The 18,049-nt window shown below is 38.9% G+C and carries 16 protein-coding genes, 1 pseudogene and 1 riboswitch; of the genes and pseudogenes, 3 read left to right on the plus strand and 14 right to left on the minus strand.

From position 1 onward, the window contains the following. Positions 1-218: 218 nt before the first annotated feature. From G5B12_RS16020 to G5B12_RS16070, 11 genes and pseudogenes are all read right to left on the minus strand, one after another. Positions 219-2,372 (minus strand): ATP-binding response regulator, encoded by a 2,154-nt coding sequence (locus tag G5B12_RS16020; protein ID WP_118071561.1) that lies wholly within the window; start codon positions 2,370-2,372, stop codon positions 219-221. A gap of 146 nt (positions 2,373-2,518) precedes the next feature. Beyond that, positions 2,519-4,363: an ABC transporter substrate-binding protein gene (locus G5B12_RS16025; protein WP_118071531.1), complete on the minus strand. Its 1,845-nt coding sequence runs from the start codon at positions 4,361-4,363 to the stop codon at positions 2,519-2,521. A gap of 58 nt (positions 4,364-4,421) precedes the next feature. Next, on the minus strand, positions 4,422-7,628 hold the full coding sequence (locus tag G5B12_RS16030; protein ID WP_118071532.1) for a response regulator: 3,207 nt from the start codon (positions 7,626-7,628) through the stop codon (positions 4,422-4,424). Positions 7,629-7,860: 232 nt separating this feature from the next. Next, positions 7,861-7,951: riboswitch (cyclic di-GMP riboswitch) on the minus strand. Positions 7,952-8,492: 541 nt separating this feature from the next. Further along, positions 8,493-9,240: pseudogene (locus G5B12_RS18410) on the minus strand (aldo/keto reductase). Positions 9,241-9,250: 10 nt separating this feature from the next. Continuing rightward, on the minus strand, positions 9,251-10,018 hold the full coding sequence (locus G5B12_RS16040; RefSeq protein WP_174088833.1) for a carboxymuconolactone decarboxylase family protein: 768 nt from the start codon (positions 10,016-10,018) through the stop codon (positions 9,251-9,253). A 28-nt stretch (positions 10,019-10,046) separates the two neighbouring features. Then, positions 10,047-10,517: a flavodoxin gene (locus G5B12_RS16045; RefSeq protein ID WP_005426704.1), complete on the minus strand. Its 471-nt coding sequence runs from the start codon at positions 10,515-10,517 to the stop codon at positions 10,047-10,049. Between the two features lie 126 nt (positions 10,518-10,643). Continuing rightward, entirely contained in the window at positions 10,644-11,522 is an 879-nt protein-coding gene (locus tag G5B12_RS16050; protein WP_148462888.1) for a LysR family transcriptional regulator, read from the minus strand. A gap of 27 nt (positions 11,523-11,549) precedes the next feature. Further along, positions 11,550-11,942: a hypothetical protein gene (locus G5B12_RS17680; RefSeq protein ID WP_021975929.1), complete on the minus strand. Its 393-nt coding sequence runs from the start codon at positions 11,940-11,942 to the stop codon at positions 11,550-11,552. Between the two features lie 20 nt (positions 11,943-11,962). After that, positions 11,963-12,244, minus strand: coding sequence for a hypothetical protein (locus G5B12_RS16060; protein WP_119248119.1), 282 nt, complete (start codon positions 12,242-12,244; stop codon positions 11,963-11,965). A gap of 89 nt (positions 12,245-12,333) precedes the next feature. Then, positions 12,334-13,413 (minus strand): HigA family addiction module antitoxin, encoded by a 1,080-nt coding sequence (locus G5B12_RS16065; RefSeq protein ID WP_118071537.1) that lies wholly within the window; start codon positions 13,411-13,413, stop codon positions 12,334-12,336. Further along, positions 13,406-13,699 (minus strand): type II toxin-antitoxin system RelE/ParE family toxin, encoded by a 294-nt coding sequence (locus G5B12_RS16070; RefSeq protein WP_118071538.1) that lies wholly within the window; start codon positions 13,697-13,699, stop codon positions 13,406-13,408. The genes G5B12_RS16065 and G5B12_RS16070 overlap by 8 nt, the downstream gene beginning before the upstream one ends. A 287-nt stretch (positions 13,700-13,986) precedes the next feature. On the opposite strand from G5B12_RS16070, the gene G5B12_RS16075 reads away from it, so the two are divergent. Next, positions 13,987-14,241, plus strand: coding sequence for a helix-turn-helix domain-containing protein (locus G5B12_RS16075; RefSeq protein WP_244096123.1), 255 nt, complete (start codon positions 13,987-13,989; stop codon positions 14,239-14,241). Positions 14,242-14,552: 311 nt separating this feature from the next. Next, positions 14,553-16,313, plus strand: coding sequence for a diguanylate cyclase domain-containing protein (locus G5B12_RS16080; protein WP_294417801.1), 1,761 nt, complete (start codon positions 14,553-14,555; stop codon positions 16,311-16,313). 300 nt (positions 16,314-16,613) lie between these two features. Here G5B12_RS16080 and G5B12_RS16085 read toward each other — a convergent pair whose 3' ends face one another. Together G5B12_RS16085 and G5B12_RS16090 are read right to left on the minus strand one after the other, a co-directional pair. Continuing rightward, positions 16,614-16,823 carry a DUF6219 family protein gene (locus tag G5B12_RS16085; RefSeq protein WP_008392833.1) on the minus strand — a complete coding sequence of 70 codons (210 nt, stop codon included), beginning with the start codon at positions 16,821-16,823 and terminating at the stop codon, positions 16,614-16,616. Positions 16,824-16,914: 91 nt separating this feature from the next. Then, on the minus strand, positions 16,915-17,247 hold the full coding sequence (locus G5B12_RS16090; protein ID WP_008373705.1) for a winged helix-turn-helix transcriptional regulator: 333 nt from the start codon (positions 17,245-17,247) through the stop codon (positions 16,915-16,917). A gap of 143 nt (positions 17,248-17,390) precedes the next feature. On the opposite strand from G5B12_RS16090, the gene G5B12_RS16095 reads away from it, so the two are divergent. After that, positions 17,391-17,744 carry a cupin domain-containing protein gene (locus G5B12_RS16095; RefSeq protein ID WP_118052952.1) on the plus strand — a complete coding sequence of 118 codons (354 nt, stop codon included), beginning with the start codon at positions 17,391-17,393 and terminating at the stop codon, positions 17,742-17,744. Positions 17,745-17,845: 101 nt separating this feature from the next. On the opposite strand, the gene G5B12_RS17845 is transcribed toward G5B12_RS16095, so the two are convergent. Continuing rightward, a complete protein-coding gene (locus G5B12_RS17845) occupies positions 17,846-17,977 on the minus strand; it encodes a hypothetical protein (RefSeq protein WP_255494025.1) in 132 nt (43 codons plus the stop codon). Positions 17,978-18,049: the final 72 nt, after the last annotated feature.

Genomic DNA, 18,049 nt, shown 5'->3' on the forward strand with positions numbered 1-18,049 from the left:
TGAACTGTATAACATCTTTTTTCTGACATTTCTTTATCCTCTTTTCTTTGAAATACGAAAGAAAAATTATCCCTTCATATAACGAAACGCTCAGAGCCTGTTTTACAGTGGTCAAAAGCAATCTTTTTGAATTTTTTGCATTTTTCCTGAAATTAAGTAAAAAAAAGAGCATATGGAATTTGAATCCATACACTCTATGATTAATAATATTATTATTTTTAGTGGTTATTGATTAATGCCTTGAGTTTCGCCCCCCCACCGGTTTTTATGCTTCTGATCGTCTTTTCCAGTACCCTCATCTCAACCGGTTTTGAAACATGCGCATTCATACCGGCTGCCAGAGAATGCTGAATATCCTCCGAGAATGCATTGGCGGTCATTGCAATAATCGGAATCTTCTTTGCCAACTCATGAGAACTTCTGCGGATTGCCTTCGTTGCCTCATAACCATTCATAACAGGCATCTGCACATCCATCAGGATCATGTCATAATCCCCTGGTGCAGACTTTTCAAATGTCTTCAAAATCTCTTCACCATTTTCACAGATGGTACATTCTGCCCCCTCAATCTTTAACAGTTCCGTCAGAATTTCTGCATTCAGCTCATTATCCTCCGCACACAGGAATCTCATTCCTTGAAAGATATTATCATTCTGTTCATTCTTTTCTTCCTGTACTGTTGAGGAAACAGATCTATCCTCTGCAATTCTCAGATCTATGAGAACCTCAAAACAGCTTCCCTGTCCCAGTTCACTCTCCACATCTATGGTGCCTCCCATTGCTTCAACCAGGTTTCTGGTAATAGCCATTCCCAGACCGGTTCCCTGTATCTTATTAGTCACAGAACCTTCAGCACGGGTAAACGGATCAAAGATCGTCTCTTTGAAATCTGCCGACATTCCCATGCCATTATCGCTGACTAAGAAACGGTACTTTGCATAGACAGATGACTTTGTCTCACATTCTTCTACCAGAAACTGAATTTTTCCACCTTCCTGCGTGTACTTCACTGCATTAGAAAGCAGGTTGCTGAAAATCTGCATCAGATGAACCTGATCTCCATTTACCCACTCATGCCGGATGTTTTCTTTTATGACCATAAGAGTCTGATTTCTTTCAGCAATCTGTGGCTGAAATATCGTATTGAGTTCCTCAATAAGATCTGGCATGGAAAAGTCTGTATATTTAAAAACTGTTTTTCCTGCTTCTATCTTACTCATATCCAGAATATCATTAATGATTCCTAACAGATGCTGTGATGAAATATCTATTTTATCTGCATACTCTATTACTTTCGCTTTATTGCCTGCATCATGTCTAATCAATGACGTCATACCGATAATTGCATTCATTGGTGTACGAATATCATGTGACATATTGGACAGGAAATCTGTTTTCGCCTTATTTGCATTTTCAGCTGTCTGCAAGGCTTCCGTTGTAATGTCCTTTGCTTTTTTCAGTTTTTTATTGGACTCCTCCATTTCCTTCATTGCCTGCGTCTGAATCTCATTATTTCTTTTTTCATATTCAGCTTTTTGCTCAGCAAGACTGCGTCTGGAAATACTGCAGAATAATCCGGCAAAAAGCAAAAGTATAAAACCTGCCATGAGTAATGTTGTAAATCCTATTGTTTTCTGATAATCTTTCAGTACATTATCTACAACACTCTTTTCTACAATACAGATCAGCATGGTGTTATTATTTTCTATCGGACAGTATCCCAGATAGTAAGGTTTGTCACTTCCCAGAAGTTCTACCCCCTGTTCTCTGCCATCCAGCTTTTTTTGAAGAGAATCAGCCTCTTCCTCAGTGATAGCCTGATCTCCTTTTAAATGCTTTAACAAAAAATAGTTCCTAAAAAATTTATCTTCTTTCTGATTTGTATAAGTAATATTTCCGTCGTTATCCAGCATAAACAGATACGCATTCCCGTTATAGCTTTTCACACTTAACATGGAATCTAATTTTGAATGATCATACAAGGTTCCAATTGCCGTATAAGTTTCCCCATTAATCGTATATTCCTGACATGGAATTGCAACCAGATAACCATCTTTTTTCTTCTGGTTGTAATCAAGAGAAACCAATTTTCCAATATTATATCCGTTCCTCAAATCCAACAAAAGTTTACTTGGCATGTCAACCCGAAGTTTTGTTCCATCAGTGGTTATTGCCTTTCCATTTTCCTGGAGAAATATAAGTGTACTTTCAGATTCTTTCTGCCATGCCTCAAAGAACTTCTTGTTTCTATCCAGTTCAATAGATCTCACTTCCTCTTGAATAAGAGAATCCTCAAGCAAATGCAGCTGGCTGTAGTATCCATTCACCTGCAGATCATAGGTCTGCTGTATCTGTTCAACAACAGCTCCCATACTGCTTTTCCCGTTTTCCGCGATATAGCTGTTCATCCTGTTCAAAAGGAGCTTTACAAAAATTAAGCTTAAAAGTATAAGAATTAAAAAAAACAATGGTACTATGATCTTTTTTCTTTTTGTTATCACTTGTTCTTTTCCCACTTTTATTTTTCAACCTCTATATAATCTTCCGGTGCTGACGGTTGCTGTCCGTTTGCCATTGCTGCAGTCCATGCACTTGATAATGTTGTGTCCTTAAGCTGCCTGATCTCACATTCCGGATTTATTTTTTTCAAAACAGACATTGTGGTGTCTGTAAGAAGAATAGAGTACTCCTTGTCTTTGTCTGTTTTTTTCTTATTTACTTCTATGTCCTGTAATGAGAATCCGTTTTCCTCCTGACTGACGATTATTTTCATACCGGATGCAATTGGTAATTCATATTTATTGGTTACATGAAATTTCTCATCAGAATCAGCAAGATATTTCTCCGCAAGTTCATAAACCTCTTTGCCATTGATTTTTGCCAGATATAATGGTGCATCTGAACTTTTTGCTGTCATCAAAGCAACCCGGCTGCCGGTGCACTCCCCTTTGTAAATGGAAGAAGTAAAATAATAATATGGTACCAAAGCCAGCTGAGCATCATTTTCTTCTCTGATCGTAGTTAAAATAGAAGATGCCGCATCACGACCGTTTTTATCATTTAGTGAAATAGAATATTCATTTTTAAAATTTACTGTGTTTTTTTCTTTTGAATCCTTACTGTTCATTGTGCTGCGAAAAGCATCATACGCCTGTGTTTCATCCATTTCCCCTGACAATAATCCGTGAACAGCCTTAAGGCTGGCATCAAATGATTTTTGAGCAGAATATCGGATATAAACAGAATTATTATTAATTTCATCTTCAAGGCCAGGTACATCTTCCATCATGTTTGGAACATCTACATTTAATGAAATTACACCCTTTCCTTCTGCAATCAGCGTTTGTCCTTCTTTTGAAATCATACGATCCAGGACATCGAATGCCAGGTCCAGTTTTTCCTGATCTTTTTCCAGGTCTTTGTTGAATGCAATATTCAGAGAAGGGGTCATATTTATAAAAGCTTCATCCGAAATCTGTGAAAAAAACGGTATACGGGTTAATTCTGCATCCATCTGTTCCTGATATTCCTGCATAAGTGCCGGATAACCATGAAACATTGCTGCTTTTCCCTCAAGGAACATCTGCGCTGCAGTATTAATATCGACGCTAATATCATCACTTGTAAAATGTGAGTCCTTCAAAAATGTATTGGTTTCTGAAAAAATACGTTTCCATAACGCATCATCAAACGCAATATCCCCTGATGCACTTTCAGCTGAGCTTCTCCATTCGATTCCATCCAGACTCATGAATTCACCGATTGCACCTGTCTGGATCACCTCATGAGCAGACCAGTCTTCTGCAAGATCCAGGGAATAAGGTTTTATACCATTATCATAAAACTGCTGGCACGCCTGTGCATATTCCTTATAATTTTCCGGTATCTTGATCCCGAACTGCTCAAACAATGTCTTGTTGGCAATAATCGTCTGCGGCATACCGCAGATAGGAAGCCACTGAATCTCATCTTTTGAGTTTTTATAATATTGCAATGCATAGGAGTAATACCTGGAAACCACATCATAAGAAGCAAAATCCATAAGATACGGCTCCAGATTCTGTGCATCTGTTCCTGAGAATCGACGTACAGTTATGATATCCGGCAGTTCACCATGTTCTTCAAAATAGCTGTATAAATCGGTATCATTGTTGCCGGTAATAAACTCAATATCCTGATCCGGAAACTGCTCATAGATATAGGGTACAATATTTTTCATTAAACGATTTTCCCACAGATACACAGTAAGGTGATCATCATTTTCAGATACTGCTTTTTCAGATTGTCCACAGCCAGACAAAACAGTAGTTGCCACAAGCACCCCTGACAATAAAGCTATCAGATAATGTTTTGCCTTTTTCATACTCGTATTTTCCTCATTCTTTCCTGCTAAAATCATTAATTCAATAATCGGGAATCAATTACAGCCAGCTTTCCAGGACATCATTCAGCTTATTCATATCCAGCGGTTTTGCGATATGTCCATTCATGCCTGTGTTTTTTGCCAGCTGTACATCTTCTGCAAAAGCATTGGCAGTCATGGCAACGATCGGCAGTTTTCCCTGTTCACCCGGAAGGCTCCTGATCGCTGCGGTTGCCTCATAGCCATTCATGACAGGCATTTGGATATCCATAAAAACAAGATCATACAAGCCTTTCGGAGAAACTTCCACTTTTTCAACTGCAGCTTTTCCATTTTCTGCTGTTTCCACTTCTGCCCCTGTCATCTGTAAAATTTCAACAGCAATTTCTCTGTTTAACTCATTATCATCAACCACCAGAATTCTTTTTCCTGTATAATCTGCTTCTGACAGCTTCTGCAGATAATTTCTTGCTGCTTTTTCTTTTCTGTCCGAAGTAAACTGCCGCAATGTTGCCGTCAGCCTGGAACGGAACAGCGGTTTTGCAATAAAAGCATCTACACCTGCAGCCTTTGCTTCTTCTTCAATCTCGCTGAATTCATAAGATGTCAGTACAATGATGGTAATCTCTTTACCTATACGCTTCCGGATCTGTCTGGCAGTTTCTATTCCATCCATATCCGGCATCTTCCAGTCCAGAATAACAGCAAAATAATCGCACTTCAACTCGTGGTGTGCATAACAACGCTCAACGGCTTCTCTGCCGGAGAGAACCCATTCACCTGTAATACCGATTTCTTTCAGTGTGGCAACTGTACTTTCACAGCATGTCTTATCATCATCCACAACCAGAACAGGAAGATTCATCAGATTTTTGTCCTGTGCTTTTTCTTTTTCCTGAAGCTCCAGGTAAATCGTTACCGTAATTCTGGTTCCCTTATGTAAGGTGCTCTCCACTTTAATATTACCATTCATCAGATTAACAATATTTCTGCTGATCGCCATTCCCAGACCAGTTCCCTGAACTCTGGTTGTCCGGTGATCATCTGCGCGACTGAAAGGATCAAACATGATTTTCTGGAATTCCGGTGACATACCGATTCCATTATCCTCAATCGTAAATTCATAGCATCCAAGCTCTGAAAATCCATTTGGCTTTTCCTCTATGGAAAAAATAATATTCCCACCATCCGGTGTATACTTGATCGCATTACTCATCAGATTCACAAACACCTGCTGAATCCTCAGACTATCACCGCAGACATCCTCATGTTCAATGTGATTAATATGTATATCAAAATTATGTTTATGTTCATCAATCACCGGTTTTGTGAGTGTTATAAGATTATCCACCAGATCTGGCAGATTGAAATCCTCCTGTGCCAGCGTCATTTTTCCACTTTCAATACGTGCCATATCCAGCACTTCATTAATCAGCCCCAGCAGATGACGGCTTGATTTTGTAATTTTGCTGAGACATTCAATGACTCTGTCCTGACTCTCAATATTTGCTCCTGCGATCGCTGTCAGACCGACAATAGCGTTCATCGGTGTCCTGATATCATGGGACATATTGGAAAGGAATTCTGTTTTCGCACGATTAGCATTTTCTGCAGAACAGTAAGCCTCTTTCAGTGCCTGACGGGATTCAATCTCTGCTTTTTTCTCCTGTGTCACATCCATGGATGCCAGCAATACTTTTACCAGTTTTCCATCCTCCCATTCCAGGGGTATGTAAGAAGCGATCTTATAAGTCTTTTCATCCTGGCTGCAATACTCAAACTTATAAATATCATTTTCACTTTTCAGTTTTTTCCGAATATTATCCGGGGCTATCAGGATATCTATAGCTTCCAATGGTTCCAGTGTCTTATATTTTTCAAGAACCTGCATCTGAAAATCATGATAAAATCCCAGAGGTTTATATATCATCTGTCCATTCAGATTGTAGAATTCATACCTGTCATTTTCCAGATCACAGACAACAAAACGGTCAACCAGACGCACAATACTCTGGATCAGCTGCTCCATGGAAGCATTATCCGCTGCCATCTGCAGATGCCGTGCACTCTCCACCTTTGTCTCTGTGATATCCCGCAGAAAGATCATGGCATATTCTGAATCCTCTATCTCGCCGCGTATGATCACATTACGGACCCATCGTTCTTCTCCATTCAGAGTGATACGGCACTCCAAAGCCAATTCGGTTTCCAGACCCTTCAGCCTTTCTGCAATATAACCACGGTCGTAAAAAGAGGATACCGCCTTCTTATCTTTCTCCACAACATAGGAATCCACAAAATGCCGAATCAGTTCATCCCATGTATGACTCTGTTCAAAGACGGTCATCAGGGACGGCTCAACCTTAAAGGTATCAAAAGTATTCGCTTCCAGATTCACATAATACTCGCACAGATCTGCTTTTGTAAAAGCTCGGTGGAAAGCAGCAGATTTTTGTGCCTGCATGATTTCTTTTTTCTCCCCATCAATGTTAATAAAAATCCCGGCAATCCTGCTGGCAGAACCATCCAGACGGCGTATTACTTCTGCCGATGCCCGAAACCACTGGTATTGATTATCCTTCATTCTCATACGATACTCTACCTGGTATTTTATCTGGTTCGTCTTATCCTTAATTGCCGCCTGAAGCTGCACCATTACTCTTTCTTTATCCTGTGGATGCAGAAGATCTGACCAGGATTCCAGTTTATTCGGAAAGTCCAGAGTGTCATGATAGCCAAGCATTTTTCGGAATTCATGACTCCAGTTTGCATTCACAATCTCACTGTTTTCGTCACAGTCAAAATACCAGAAGCCGGAACAGATAGCCTCATTGAGCAGTGCCAGATTTACATGATCCCAGTTGACCTGTACAGACATAACCCAGATCTGTCTGCCCGCCTCATCTGTCGCATCTTCTTTATAAAGCCGTACATTATTCACTGTACCGTCTGCTGTAAGGATCTGTGATTCCCCTGCTCCGTGAAGCTGCAAAAAACGATCTCGATCCAGTATATCTTCCTCGCCATAAAAGAAATTTTTCAATGAGCCGTTTGTCTGCTTCATAAAAGAGTCGAATGTATATCCTGTACTATGTAACAGCAGATTGCTCACAGATAAAACAGACAGGTTTTGGTCATAATATCCTGTCATTATGCCTACCCCGCCATTATTTTCCAGTGTTTTCTGTACTGCCTGTGACATGGCCTGTGTCTGTCCCGGTACAGTCTCACCTAAGGAATATATTTTGTCCTCATAATTTTTCATTTTTTTAAAGTCCTCTCTCCGTCTTATGCCTTCTTCATCCTGCTTTTATCTGTATACAGAAAACCTGTCCCTGCTAGTTTTGTTACCCATTTTTGCATACAAAAAGGACACTTGCCAAAATCTGCCAGTGTCCCTATTATATTTTTTTAAATCACACATCTATATAGTATAAAAGGTATCGGAATCTCTTCTGTTCAAACATCTTTTCCATATATTATGTTGATATGGAAACAGTGGCAACCGGCTGACATGGTCAAGCTTTCTGACTTTAGTCCCTTCTGGCTTTGCGCCCCTGCCTTTCAACAGGTTTGCCTTTAAAATAATTTTCATTTTTCCCAAAATAAAAATACCATGAAGTTTTTTACACGTCAATAATATTGGATAGAAAATCTGTATATTTTTTTATCTTGGTATAGTTGTATAAGTAGTCAATTACATTTAATACATTCCGTTCAACATTTTTTTGATATTTTTTCTTTTCCCCCCACTGTAAAACAGCCTCTGAGCGTTTCGTTATATAGAGGGATACAAATAAGAGCAAGATCCACCCATGTTTAACAGTATTGCCGTTTGGCATCCTGTTCTCCTATGGGATTTATCTTGATGGGGATCTCCCCATACCCTCTCAATAACAGACGTTTCACTTGTCTGTTGGTTCCACCTGAAAGTGTTCACAGCACTATTTCTAATATCGGAAGGGACAGCCGATATTGAAATACGTGGACTCCCGGAGGGAGGAATAGTCTCAGTGGAAGGAGGAGTATGAGAACAGAAAACAAAGATAAAGAACTGAATCACAGACATTTTATAGGATTACGTCTTACCGATGGAATTGAATCCATACACTCTATGATTACTGAAACTTTATTTCTTTTCATCAAGCAAAATAACACCTTGCGCCGGGTTTTTATCAATTGCACCAACTATCTCATGTGGAACATATGGCTCTTCAAGATATGCAAGGTCTTCGGCAGTTAATTTAATGTCAAATGCTCCGGCTGAATCATCCAGATACTGCGTTTTGGTTGCCCCAATAATAGGCGATAGAATTCCCTTTGCCCACTGCCATGCAATGGCTATCTGGGACATTTTGCAGTTATACTTTTCGGCAAGCTCCGCTACACGTTTAACTATCTGTATGATATCCATACATGGCAGATGCACCAAGTGCCCTGACCTTTCCTGCTTTTACCAGATCGTGCAGTGCCTCCATAGTTTCTTCAATTGGTGTATCATAGTCAAATCTATGGATGATATATAAATCAAGATAGTCGGTTCCAAGACGTGACAGAGTTCCATCTATTTCCCTCATGATTGCCTGTCTTGATAAACGACCTTCATTAAAATATACCTTGGATGCAATCACAACCTGATTTCTCGCTACATTTTTCTTCAATGCTTTACCTAAATATTCCTCACTTGTTCCTGCTGAATATCCATTTGCCGTATCAAAAAAGTTATATCCCAAATCAAGTGCATGCTTGATAACATTCTCACTTTCAGCTTCATCCAACGTCCAGTCATGCATGGTTCCAGCTTTCCCAAAACTCATGCAGCCCACACATAATTTTGACACTTCTATATCTGTATTTCCGAGTTTACCGTATTCCATAGTGCTCTCCTTATCTTAATCCAGCGTACTCTTTCTCCGATACCGCCTCACACCACTCATTGGAACAATCCACTCCCGGCACCTCAATTGCCAGATGGGAAAACCATTCATCCGGAGCGGCCCCATGCCAGTGCTTTACATCTACCGGAATGTTAATACAGTCACCCGGTTTCATTTCTACCGCATCCCTGCCTTCTTCCTGATAAAACCCTCGGCCGGCTACACATACTAAGATCTGCCCGCCACCGCTTTTTGCATGATGAATATGCCAATTATTCCTGCATCCGGGTTCAAATGTCACGTTGAAAATGCCAACCTGAGAAGTGGAAATCGGTGCAAGAAAACTTCTGCCAGAAAAATACTGTGCAAAACCATCATTTGGTGCACCAATTGGAAATACCATCTCTTTTGCATGCGCCCGCATCGCTTCCTCTTCGTATGGCAAATCTCCTTCGCCTGTCTCCCACACTTCCTTTGCAAGATTGAAAACAGCCCATGCTTTTGGCCATCCTGCATAAAATGCGACATGTGTGATTACTGCGGCAATCTCTTTTTGTGTTACACCATGATTTTTTGCATTTTGAAGATGATATTTTAAAGAAGAATCTGTAATTCCGGAAGCCATCAGAGCAACCACTGTGATGATACTTCTTGTTTTTACGTCAATATCCTGGTTATTCCAGTTTTCACCGAAAAGGACATCATCGTTAAAATGTGCAAACTCCGGTGCAAATTCACCAAGTACATTTCTTCCTGCTGTCTGTATTATTTTTCCCATTTTCTGTATACCTCCATAGCACTGTTATTTATAAAGATTTTACCCACTCACTGATTTCCTGTTTTGTTCCACGGTTTAACAGGCTGCCTTCTGTGATAACCGCATCCGGTGCGGATGGCTGTAATTCCTTTACAGTATTACCGAATCCACTTCCACCGGATGTTGCAAAGAGCACAATCTTTTTGCCACTGAAATCATAGGCTTCCAAAAATGTATTGACAATTGTCGGAGCTACATACCACCAGATTGGGAATCCCAGAAGGATCTCGTCATAAGAACTCATATCCATCTTTTTCTTCATAATCTCCGGTCTGTATTTCTTATCACTCATTTCCACACTACTGCGGGATTTTTTATTCATCCAGTCAAGATCAGCCTTTGTATATGGAACTTTTGGCTCAATCTCAAATAAATCCGCTTTTGCTTCCTCTGCAATCATTTCTGCTACTTTTTTTGTTGTCCCGCTTGCACTGAAAAATGCGACTAAATTTTTACTCATAATAAAAATCCCCTTTCTTTGCGAATTTTTCGTATAAAAATAGATGTATAAGATTTGAATTTCTCTTATACATCTATTTTATACCTGATATTTTTATTATGTCTAATGCTTATATTGAATTCCATTCTATGCCTGAAAAGCATTTATTTCTTCTATCATTTTACTGACCGCCAGAGAATATGGAATGTTTCGTCTCCAGGCAATCACAGTACTTGTTGTGATTTCAGGAGAAATTCTTCGCTGTACAAGAATATCCTCCCGCCAATACTTTGCAGCACCTTCGATGGATACCGGATAGCCCAGTCCATTTGCTGCCATAACTCCGGCATTCGTTCCAAGATTACTTGTAAAAGCAATCTGCAGTTTCGAAAAGTCTTTTCCAAACCAATTGGCAAGTTCACTTTGAACATTTACTCTTTCCGGCAGGATCAATGGTTTTCCAATAAGATCTTCTTTTCTTATAAACTCTTTTTCTGCCAGCGGATCATCCGGCCGCATTCCAACACACCAGTGATCGCAATCTGTGATCCGGATATAATCCAGCCCTTCGGTGTCCACCGGTTCCATGAATAATGCAATATCTACAAGTCCTTTGTTCATCATCTCATACACTGCATCTGCTGTTGCAGTATGCAATACAATCTGAACCAGCGGGTATTTTTCTTTATATGTTTTACATATCTCCGCCAATGTCTCCACCGCTGCAAATTCACCGCATCCAATGGTTATCGTGCCCTCTACAACCTCTTCTTTTCCTTTCAGTTCCTCAAGCGTTCTTTCCTCAAGATTAAGAATCTCCAGGGCACGCCTTTTTAATAAAATTCCTTCATCAGTAAGCGATATTTTCTTTCCGTTTCGAATAAATAATGTTATTCCCAGGTCCTCTTCAAATGCTGCCATTTGTCTGGAAAGCGTTGGCTGGGTGATATGCAATTGTTCTGCTGCTTTTGTAAAGCTCTGTTCTTTTGCCACCGTCAGAAAATAGCGCAATAGTCTTAATTCCATATTTTTTGTTCCCTCCAAATTCCGATTTCACGACATCATTTCTAATACAGATTTTACCGTACTTTTTAATCTCAGTCCATCCTTTATACCCAGGCGATAGAAAAACTCTTCTGTCTCTGCTCCGCTGGCAAATATTTCATCACAATACTTCGTAAGCACTTCCTCTTGTTCCGGAGACAGTGTTTCCAAAAGCTTCTGGTATTCCTTCTCTATATTTTCATTAAATGGCTGTGTATCTTGATTTGATTTCCATTCAGAATATGCTTTGCTCATACGATTGGAGATCATCTTATCAACAGACTCCTCTACGTCTTTTGACATCTTTGAAGGAGACTCTTGCTTTTGAACTTTTTCGTTCTTCGCTTTTTCAAGTGTTGACTCGTCAATATAGTGAATAATTTCTCTCAGATTTACCTTCATAGATTGCAGGTATCCTCTCATCAGCACTGCCAGTTTCTCACTTCTGACTCCAATGCCAGGACAAATGCTCCTGCAGCCAATACGCCTACTAACATGAATTCAGCGATTCCCAGGATAATATAATTCATGTACTGCGTGCGGTACCAAATGATGGTGCACACAAAGTCAGCCTCATTGATGCGCCTTCCATCGGACTTTGCTTCCGCAGTTTCCTTCACTATCCCTTCTCTGGAATCTATTTCCACAAGTCCCTTTCGGGTCATCTTTTTGACCGCATGTCTTTTCGCCTTAAATTCCTCCAATCGCTTTCACCTCCTTTCTCCCCAAATGGATAAAAAAATAAGGCCATCTATCGTGGATAACGGTAGACGACCTCAAGTTATATACTTCTTTATGATGTTATTACTTTGTATTTGTGTTTTAATGCTTTTGACAGTGCAACATTTGTAAATGGAACAATCTGATCATTTTGCAAGCGGCCAAGGACAATACCCGGATCTCTGTCAATTCTTTCAGCAAATCTGCGGATAGCATTTTCGCTAAACTCATTCATTCTAACGAAAGCCTCATATTCTCCCGGAGGGATCAATTTGTCTTCCGCATATTTATCTGCTGCATCCTCCTGTCCAGCGTGCTCATTTTCAAACGTAATTCCATAATCACCATTAATAATATGGCCAATCTCATGGAACAGAGTAAACCAAAATGTATCTGAATAGAAACGTCTGTCATTCACCATCAGCATTACATTCTGCCCAATCTTCTTGGTTGCACCATTTATTCCTGAACCCGGAAGATTTGGAAGTATTACGAATATTACTCCCGCATCTTCAAAGGCCTTCCTAATCAGTGGATAAAAATCACCATGCTGTGTCGTTAATGTCAATGCATAATCAACAGCTTTTTCAAACTTCTTTTTGTCAAACTTAGGTGCTTCTATCTTCAGTGCCTGATTAATTGCGATCTGAACCATTGCATTTGCTCTGGCAGTATTAGTCTCTTTCATATCCTCAGATGCACTTCGGAAACTAACTGTCATATTTTGCTTTGTAAAAACAGATAATGATGCAACATTTAAAAATTCACGTAGGCACTTAATCTGCTCATTTGTTTTTCTCGGAAGATCAGGCAATCCAAAATTCTCTCTGAAATATGTGTACTGAAAGTACTTGAAAATTCTTCTTTCCTGCTCTAATTCCTTGGATGATTCAAACTCAGCAATCAAAGCGTCATAGCTCTTCTGAAGATTCAGCCAGTAGTCAACACTAGTCCCTAACATTCGAGATAATTTCATGGCTATATCGATTGATAATCTTTGCTCCCCACGTACCAGAATACTTAAATTCTTTGGCGTGGTATCTAATCGTTTTGCAAAATCTTTCTGAGAAAGTCCACTTTCTTCAATGATTTCTTTGATATAGTATCCAGGATGAAAAGCAATCTTATCATTATATTCAATATAATTACTCATAATGGTTACTTACCTCCTTTACTTCAACAATTCTAACCACACCAGCAATTTCATCAATATTACAAGGATCATAAGGTTCTTCATTCTCATCTAATGGCTGAATAATAATACGCCATGGATCTCTTCTCGTTTTTACATCTATAGCAAAAAATCCATCCATATTGCCACTCAACTTATGAAAATGAAACGTCGGCATCATTACTATATCCTTAATTACACTCGCCTGCTGCATAGCATTTATTCGGGCAAATAGGCTGGTTGCTAATGCAGCATTCCCGCCAAACAATTTTTTTGCAGTCTTTAAATCGGTACATTGTTTCTGACTTTGCTGTTATTGTATAGTAGCTACACGTTTGTCCTCCTTTTCAAATTACCCGTTGGGTAATCTAAATATACCATCAGGAGAGGCTCTAGTCAATAATTCACACTCTCTTTTCACAATTATTCTTCCATTTCCTTCTACTTTCTGGCTTCAACCTCTGGTGCTAGAATATAAATAGTACAAACCAAAATGAGAAATTCCAAATACACATAAGCATGATACAATAGAGGCATGCTGAAGGAGGATCTCATATGGCAAAGCAACATGACAAACAATTTAAACTTGATGCAGTCCAGTACTATCAGGATCACAAAGATCTCGGAGTACGTGGATGTGCAGAAAATCTTGGCATCGGATACAGCACATTAACAAAATGGCTGAAAGACTTCCGGGAATCAGGTGATATTCCTGTTCGTGGTTCTGGTAATTATGCATCTGATGAGCAGAAGGAATTGCCCGTCTCAGACGTGAATTACGTGATGCCCAAGATACACTTGATGTGTTAAAAAAAGCAATCAACATTCTGGGAAAATGACGGAAGCCATTTAATATCTTGCATGGCTCCACCACGTACCTTCTGATACAGAAAAACGTCGTAAAGCTGTAAAAGCAAAAATACAGGATATTTATGATGATTCCAAGGCTCCTTCTTAAAATATATAGATTTCACAAATCCCTATCGATATACATTCTTCTGTCATAGATGTATAAAGATTTTGCACAGTTCGTTTTTTTCATAAAACTTATTCTGTTTTTCAACTTCTGTGATATAATGCTTTATTATAATAATTCCCATGGACAAAATGAGGTGAACCAAGTGAAAAAGAAAACACTTGTGCCTCTTATCACTTTTTTACTGGGCATATGCCTTATTAGTTTGATTGTATACAAAACAGACACCCACGAAAAAGAGCAGAGACACATAACAGCACAATTAAACGTAGCCACCTATGGCGAACAAATAAAGAATGAAATTACAAATGGAATTGAGATCACAGATACCTTGAAGCAAATCTTAATAAGTGAAGATGGCGAAATCCGTCAGTTTGAAACAATTGCAGGAAATCTTATGTCTGATTCTATTGAAAGTGTACAGCTCGCTCCTAATGGTGTTGTTACAGATATTTATCCGGCTAATGAAAATGAGGCAGGTAAGATTGATTTGATCCATGATAGAGACCGCGGAAAAATTTCCTGTTACGCAAGAGACAACCATACAATCATTACGCAGGGCCCCTTCAAATTAAAACAGGGAGGATATGGAATTGCAGTCCGCAATCCCATATACCTGAAAGATAAAAACGGACATGAGTATTTCTGGGGATTTACTATTGTTATCCTGCGTGTTCCGGATATTTTTTCAGATTCAATCAGTGCACTTTCAAATTTTGGATACGAATACAAAATTTCAAAAACAGACGCTCCATGGAGTGATACTTATAAAGTGGTTTATCAATCAGATGGGCAAATAAATCGTCCTGTTTCTTATACATTTACAATAGGAGACGAAAACTGGAAATTTGAAGTAACTCCTAAAAGTGGATGGAGAAATGCCACATTGCTGATAATCATCATCGGAATTTTTCTTACAATAAGCCTTCTCCTGTCAGTTCTTACCAGAGTATGGTTAGTAGCAAAAGAACATAAGAAAAAGTTTCAGATACTGGCGCGCACAGATTCTCTTACAAATATTTATAACCGCTATGGATTTGATGAATTTGCAGAAAAAATGATTCAAAAAAATCCAAAAACACATTTTGTGGTTGCGCTCCTTGATATCGATGATTTCAAGTTTATTAATGATATCTATGGACATAATTACGGAGACAGGGCACTAAAGAATCTTGCAGACAGCATGAAGACTTTTTTCCCATCCGATGCATTACTCGGAAGAAATGGTGGTGACGAATTCTGCATTCTTTTACCAAATTGTACCTTTGCAGAAGCAGATATACAGCTGCAGAAATTCACCAAACTTCCTAAATCATTCTCATACCATGGTAAGGAACATGTATTTTATATTTCTCTAGGATATGCAGAATATCCAACATTTGCATCCAATCGTTCACAACTCATGCGCTGCGCAGATGCCGCTCTTTATGAAATAAAGCTTCATGGAAAAAATGGATGTATGGCCTACAGAGAAGGACTTCGGTCAGGTGCCCGCAAACAACTTGGATTCGCATTCAAGGATATCTCTGAACATCTTCCAGGTGCATTCATCATATACAGAGCTGACAAAAAAGATGATGAACTAATTTTTGCAAATGATGAATTTCTTCATATGTCCGGATATAAAGATATAGATGAACTGTTCAGACTTACTGAGAAAAGTTTTCGCAACTTGATTCGTGAAGATGAACAGCAACAGATAGAATCAAGTATCTGGGAACAGATTGACAACGGCAATGAAAATGACTATATTCACTTTCATCTTCGAAAAGCTGACGGAACTTATTTTTCTGTTCTTGATCATGGAAGAATTGTAGAGAGCCCGCAATACGGGAAAGTATTTTATGTATTGTTCATGGATTGGGAAGATATGCATATTCGTTACAATGATAAATTCGCAAGATAAAATATTGCAAAAAACAGAGCGTATGATCTATTTACAAGCATCAAAATATCCAACGATTCCTATATATCCGTCTTTCTTCATAGGAGACTACAATGTATGCAGTTTCAGACTATACATCTGGCTATCATTTTCCACCTTCGCTTTTATCTGCACAGAGATTTCTTTATTTTGTACAGATGTCTGATGTAACAAAACACGAATATTTGGTGGCTACACCCCCAAGCCCCTGTAGAATAAATAACGCCAGTACTGGATATCAAAAATCCCGCACCGGCGTTATTTATTAAAATATTTTGTTTTTTAATCTTCAACACTCTCTACTGAAACTTCTTTTTTCTTCCTACTTTTACCAGAAATCATCTTGTGTCCTGTATAAATAGCCATAATCATGCAAAGCAAAGAACTTGCTGCAAAGTACTTATGGCCTTCTTTTGATCCCTTATAACCTGTATAAAAAGTTCCAAGCATTGTAATCAGTGCACCGATAGACCAATATTTATGTGATTTCATTCAGATACCTCCTGCCGTTTTTCTTAATCATATACCTTTTAAAAGATATATACAAACTTGAATTGTTCAAGCTTTTCAAATACTAACGTCCTTAATTCTGTTCAATAATTGATTTATAGTAGTTACCAAAGTCAGCAAGTGAATTAACAATTGGAAGCATTTTTGTTCCGAGTTCCGTTAAGCCGTATTCAACTCTCGGTGGCTGCTCATGGTAATCGTGGCGATATGCCAGCCCATCACTCATCATTTGTCTTAAACTATCTGTCAAAACCTTTTGTGAAATACCATCTATACTTCGTTGTAGCTCATTGAATCTCCATGGACGCTCTTTCAAGTTACGCAAAATCAGCAGTTTCCATTTTCCTCCGATAAGAGATACTGCTGTTGCAACTGGGCATTCCGGTAATTCTTCTTTTGCTCGCATAATTCTCACCTCCGAGTCTATTGTAACACATTCATTTTTGAGTGTGCAGTTACAAAAAGGTGCGTACTTGTTTTTGTATGTGTCTCTCACTATACTAATACCAAGCAACCAGAAACCACAAATTAAACCATGGAGGTATTATTATGGCAAATTACACAAAAACAACTATTGGAAAGGAAAACCGAATTGAGTTGCATGAAAAGTTGTCTTTAACAGGTGCAGAAATCAGTTTGAACGAACTACCTGCAGGAGCAAATGTCCCATTTGTTCATTCTCATAAAGAAAATGAAGAAATCTATGGAATTCTTTCAGGTAACGGCAAAGCCATAATTGATGGAGAAGAAATTAGCCTTTCATCTGGAGACTGGCTAAAAATCGCACCTGCTGCAAAGCGTCAGTTTTTTGCATCCGATATTTCTGGAATTACTTATATCTGCATTCAGGTAAAAGAAAATTCTCTGGAACATTTTACAGCAGAGGATGCCGTAATCGGCTAATTAAAAGTATTTATTTACAAAAATGCACAGTTCACGATAAGCTAAGAACTGTGCATTTTTGTTCAATATTACGTTTTCTCAATTTTTCAAACAAGAAGTTATCAGTGATTATCTTTTAGAAAACAGCCAAATCCAAGAACACCTAGGACATATCCCCAAAAATTATTTGTTGTCACAGCAATTCCTAAAAGTATTATTGCAATCCCCAATAACTCAATCTTAATTCCTTTCATCGCAAATATCTTCGTTACAGTCGAGTAGACTAAGACCTCTCAATCTTAGCCCCTCACAGATCCGTACGTGCG

Origin of the sequence: Blautia sp. MSK.20.85, from assembly GCF_013317245.1 — a bacterium.
Lineage (GTDB): Bacteria > Bacillota > Clostridia > Lachnospirales > Lachnospiraceae > Blautia_A.

Bases quoted from the DNA above. Each gene is read 5' to 3' on its own strand.
- G5B12_RS16040 (WP_174088833.1), bottom strand. From the start codon at position 10,018: ATGGGAAAAATAATACAGACAGCAGGAAGAAATGTACTTGGTGAATTT.
- G5B12_RS16020 (WP_118071561.1), bottom strand. From the start codon at position 2,372: ATGGGAGCTGTTGTTGAACAGATACAGCAGACCTATGATCTGCAGGTG.
- G5B12_RS16065 (WP_118071537.1), bottom strand. From the start codon at position 13,413: ATGAGTAATTATATTGAATATAATGATAAGATTGCTTTTCATCCTGGA.
- G5B12_RS16095 (WP_118052952.1), top strand. From the start codon at position 17,391: ATGGCAAATTACACAAAAACAACTATTGGAAAGGAAAACCGAATTGAG.
- G5B12_RS17680 (WP_021975929.1), bottom strand. From the start codon at position 11,942: ATGAAGGTAAATCTGAGAGAAATTATTCACTATATTGACGAGTCAACA.
- G5B12_RS16045 (WP_005426704.1), bottom strand. From the start codon at position 10,517: ATGAGTAAAAATTTAGTCGCATTTTTCAGTGCAAGCGGGACAACAAAA.
- G5B12_RS16030 (WP_118071532.1), bottom strand. From the start codon at position 7,628: ATGAAAAATTATGAGGACAAAATATATTCCTTAGGTGAGACTGTACCG.
- G5B12_RS16075 (WP_244096123.1), top strand. From the start codon at position 13,987: ATGGCAAAGCAACATGACAAACAATTTAAACTTGATGCAGTCCAGTAC.
- G5B12_RS17845 (WP_255494025.1), bottom strand. From the start codon at position 17,977: ATGAAAGGAATTAAGATTGAGTTATTGGGGATTGCAATAATACTTTTA.
- G5B12_RS16085 (WP_008392833.1), bottom strand. From the start codon at position 16,823: ATGAAATCACATAAATATTGGTCTATCGGTGCACTGATTACAATGCTT.
- G5B12_RS16025 (WP_118071531.1), bottom strand. From the start codon at position 4,363: ATGAAAAAGGCAAAACATTATCTGATAGCTTTATTGTCAGGGGTGCTT.
- G5B12_RS16090 (WP_008373705.1), bottom strand. From the start codon at position 17,247: ATGCGAGCAAAAGAAGAATTACCGGAATGCCCAGTTGCAACAGCAGTA.
- G5B12_RS16050 (WP_148462888.1), bottom strand. From the start codon at position 11,522: ATGGAATTAAGACTATTGCGCTATTTTCTGACGGTGGCAAAAGAACAG.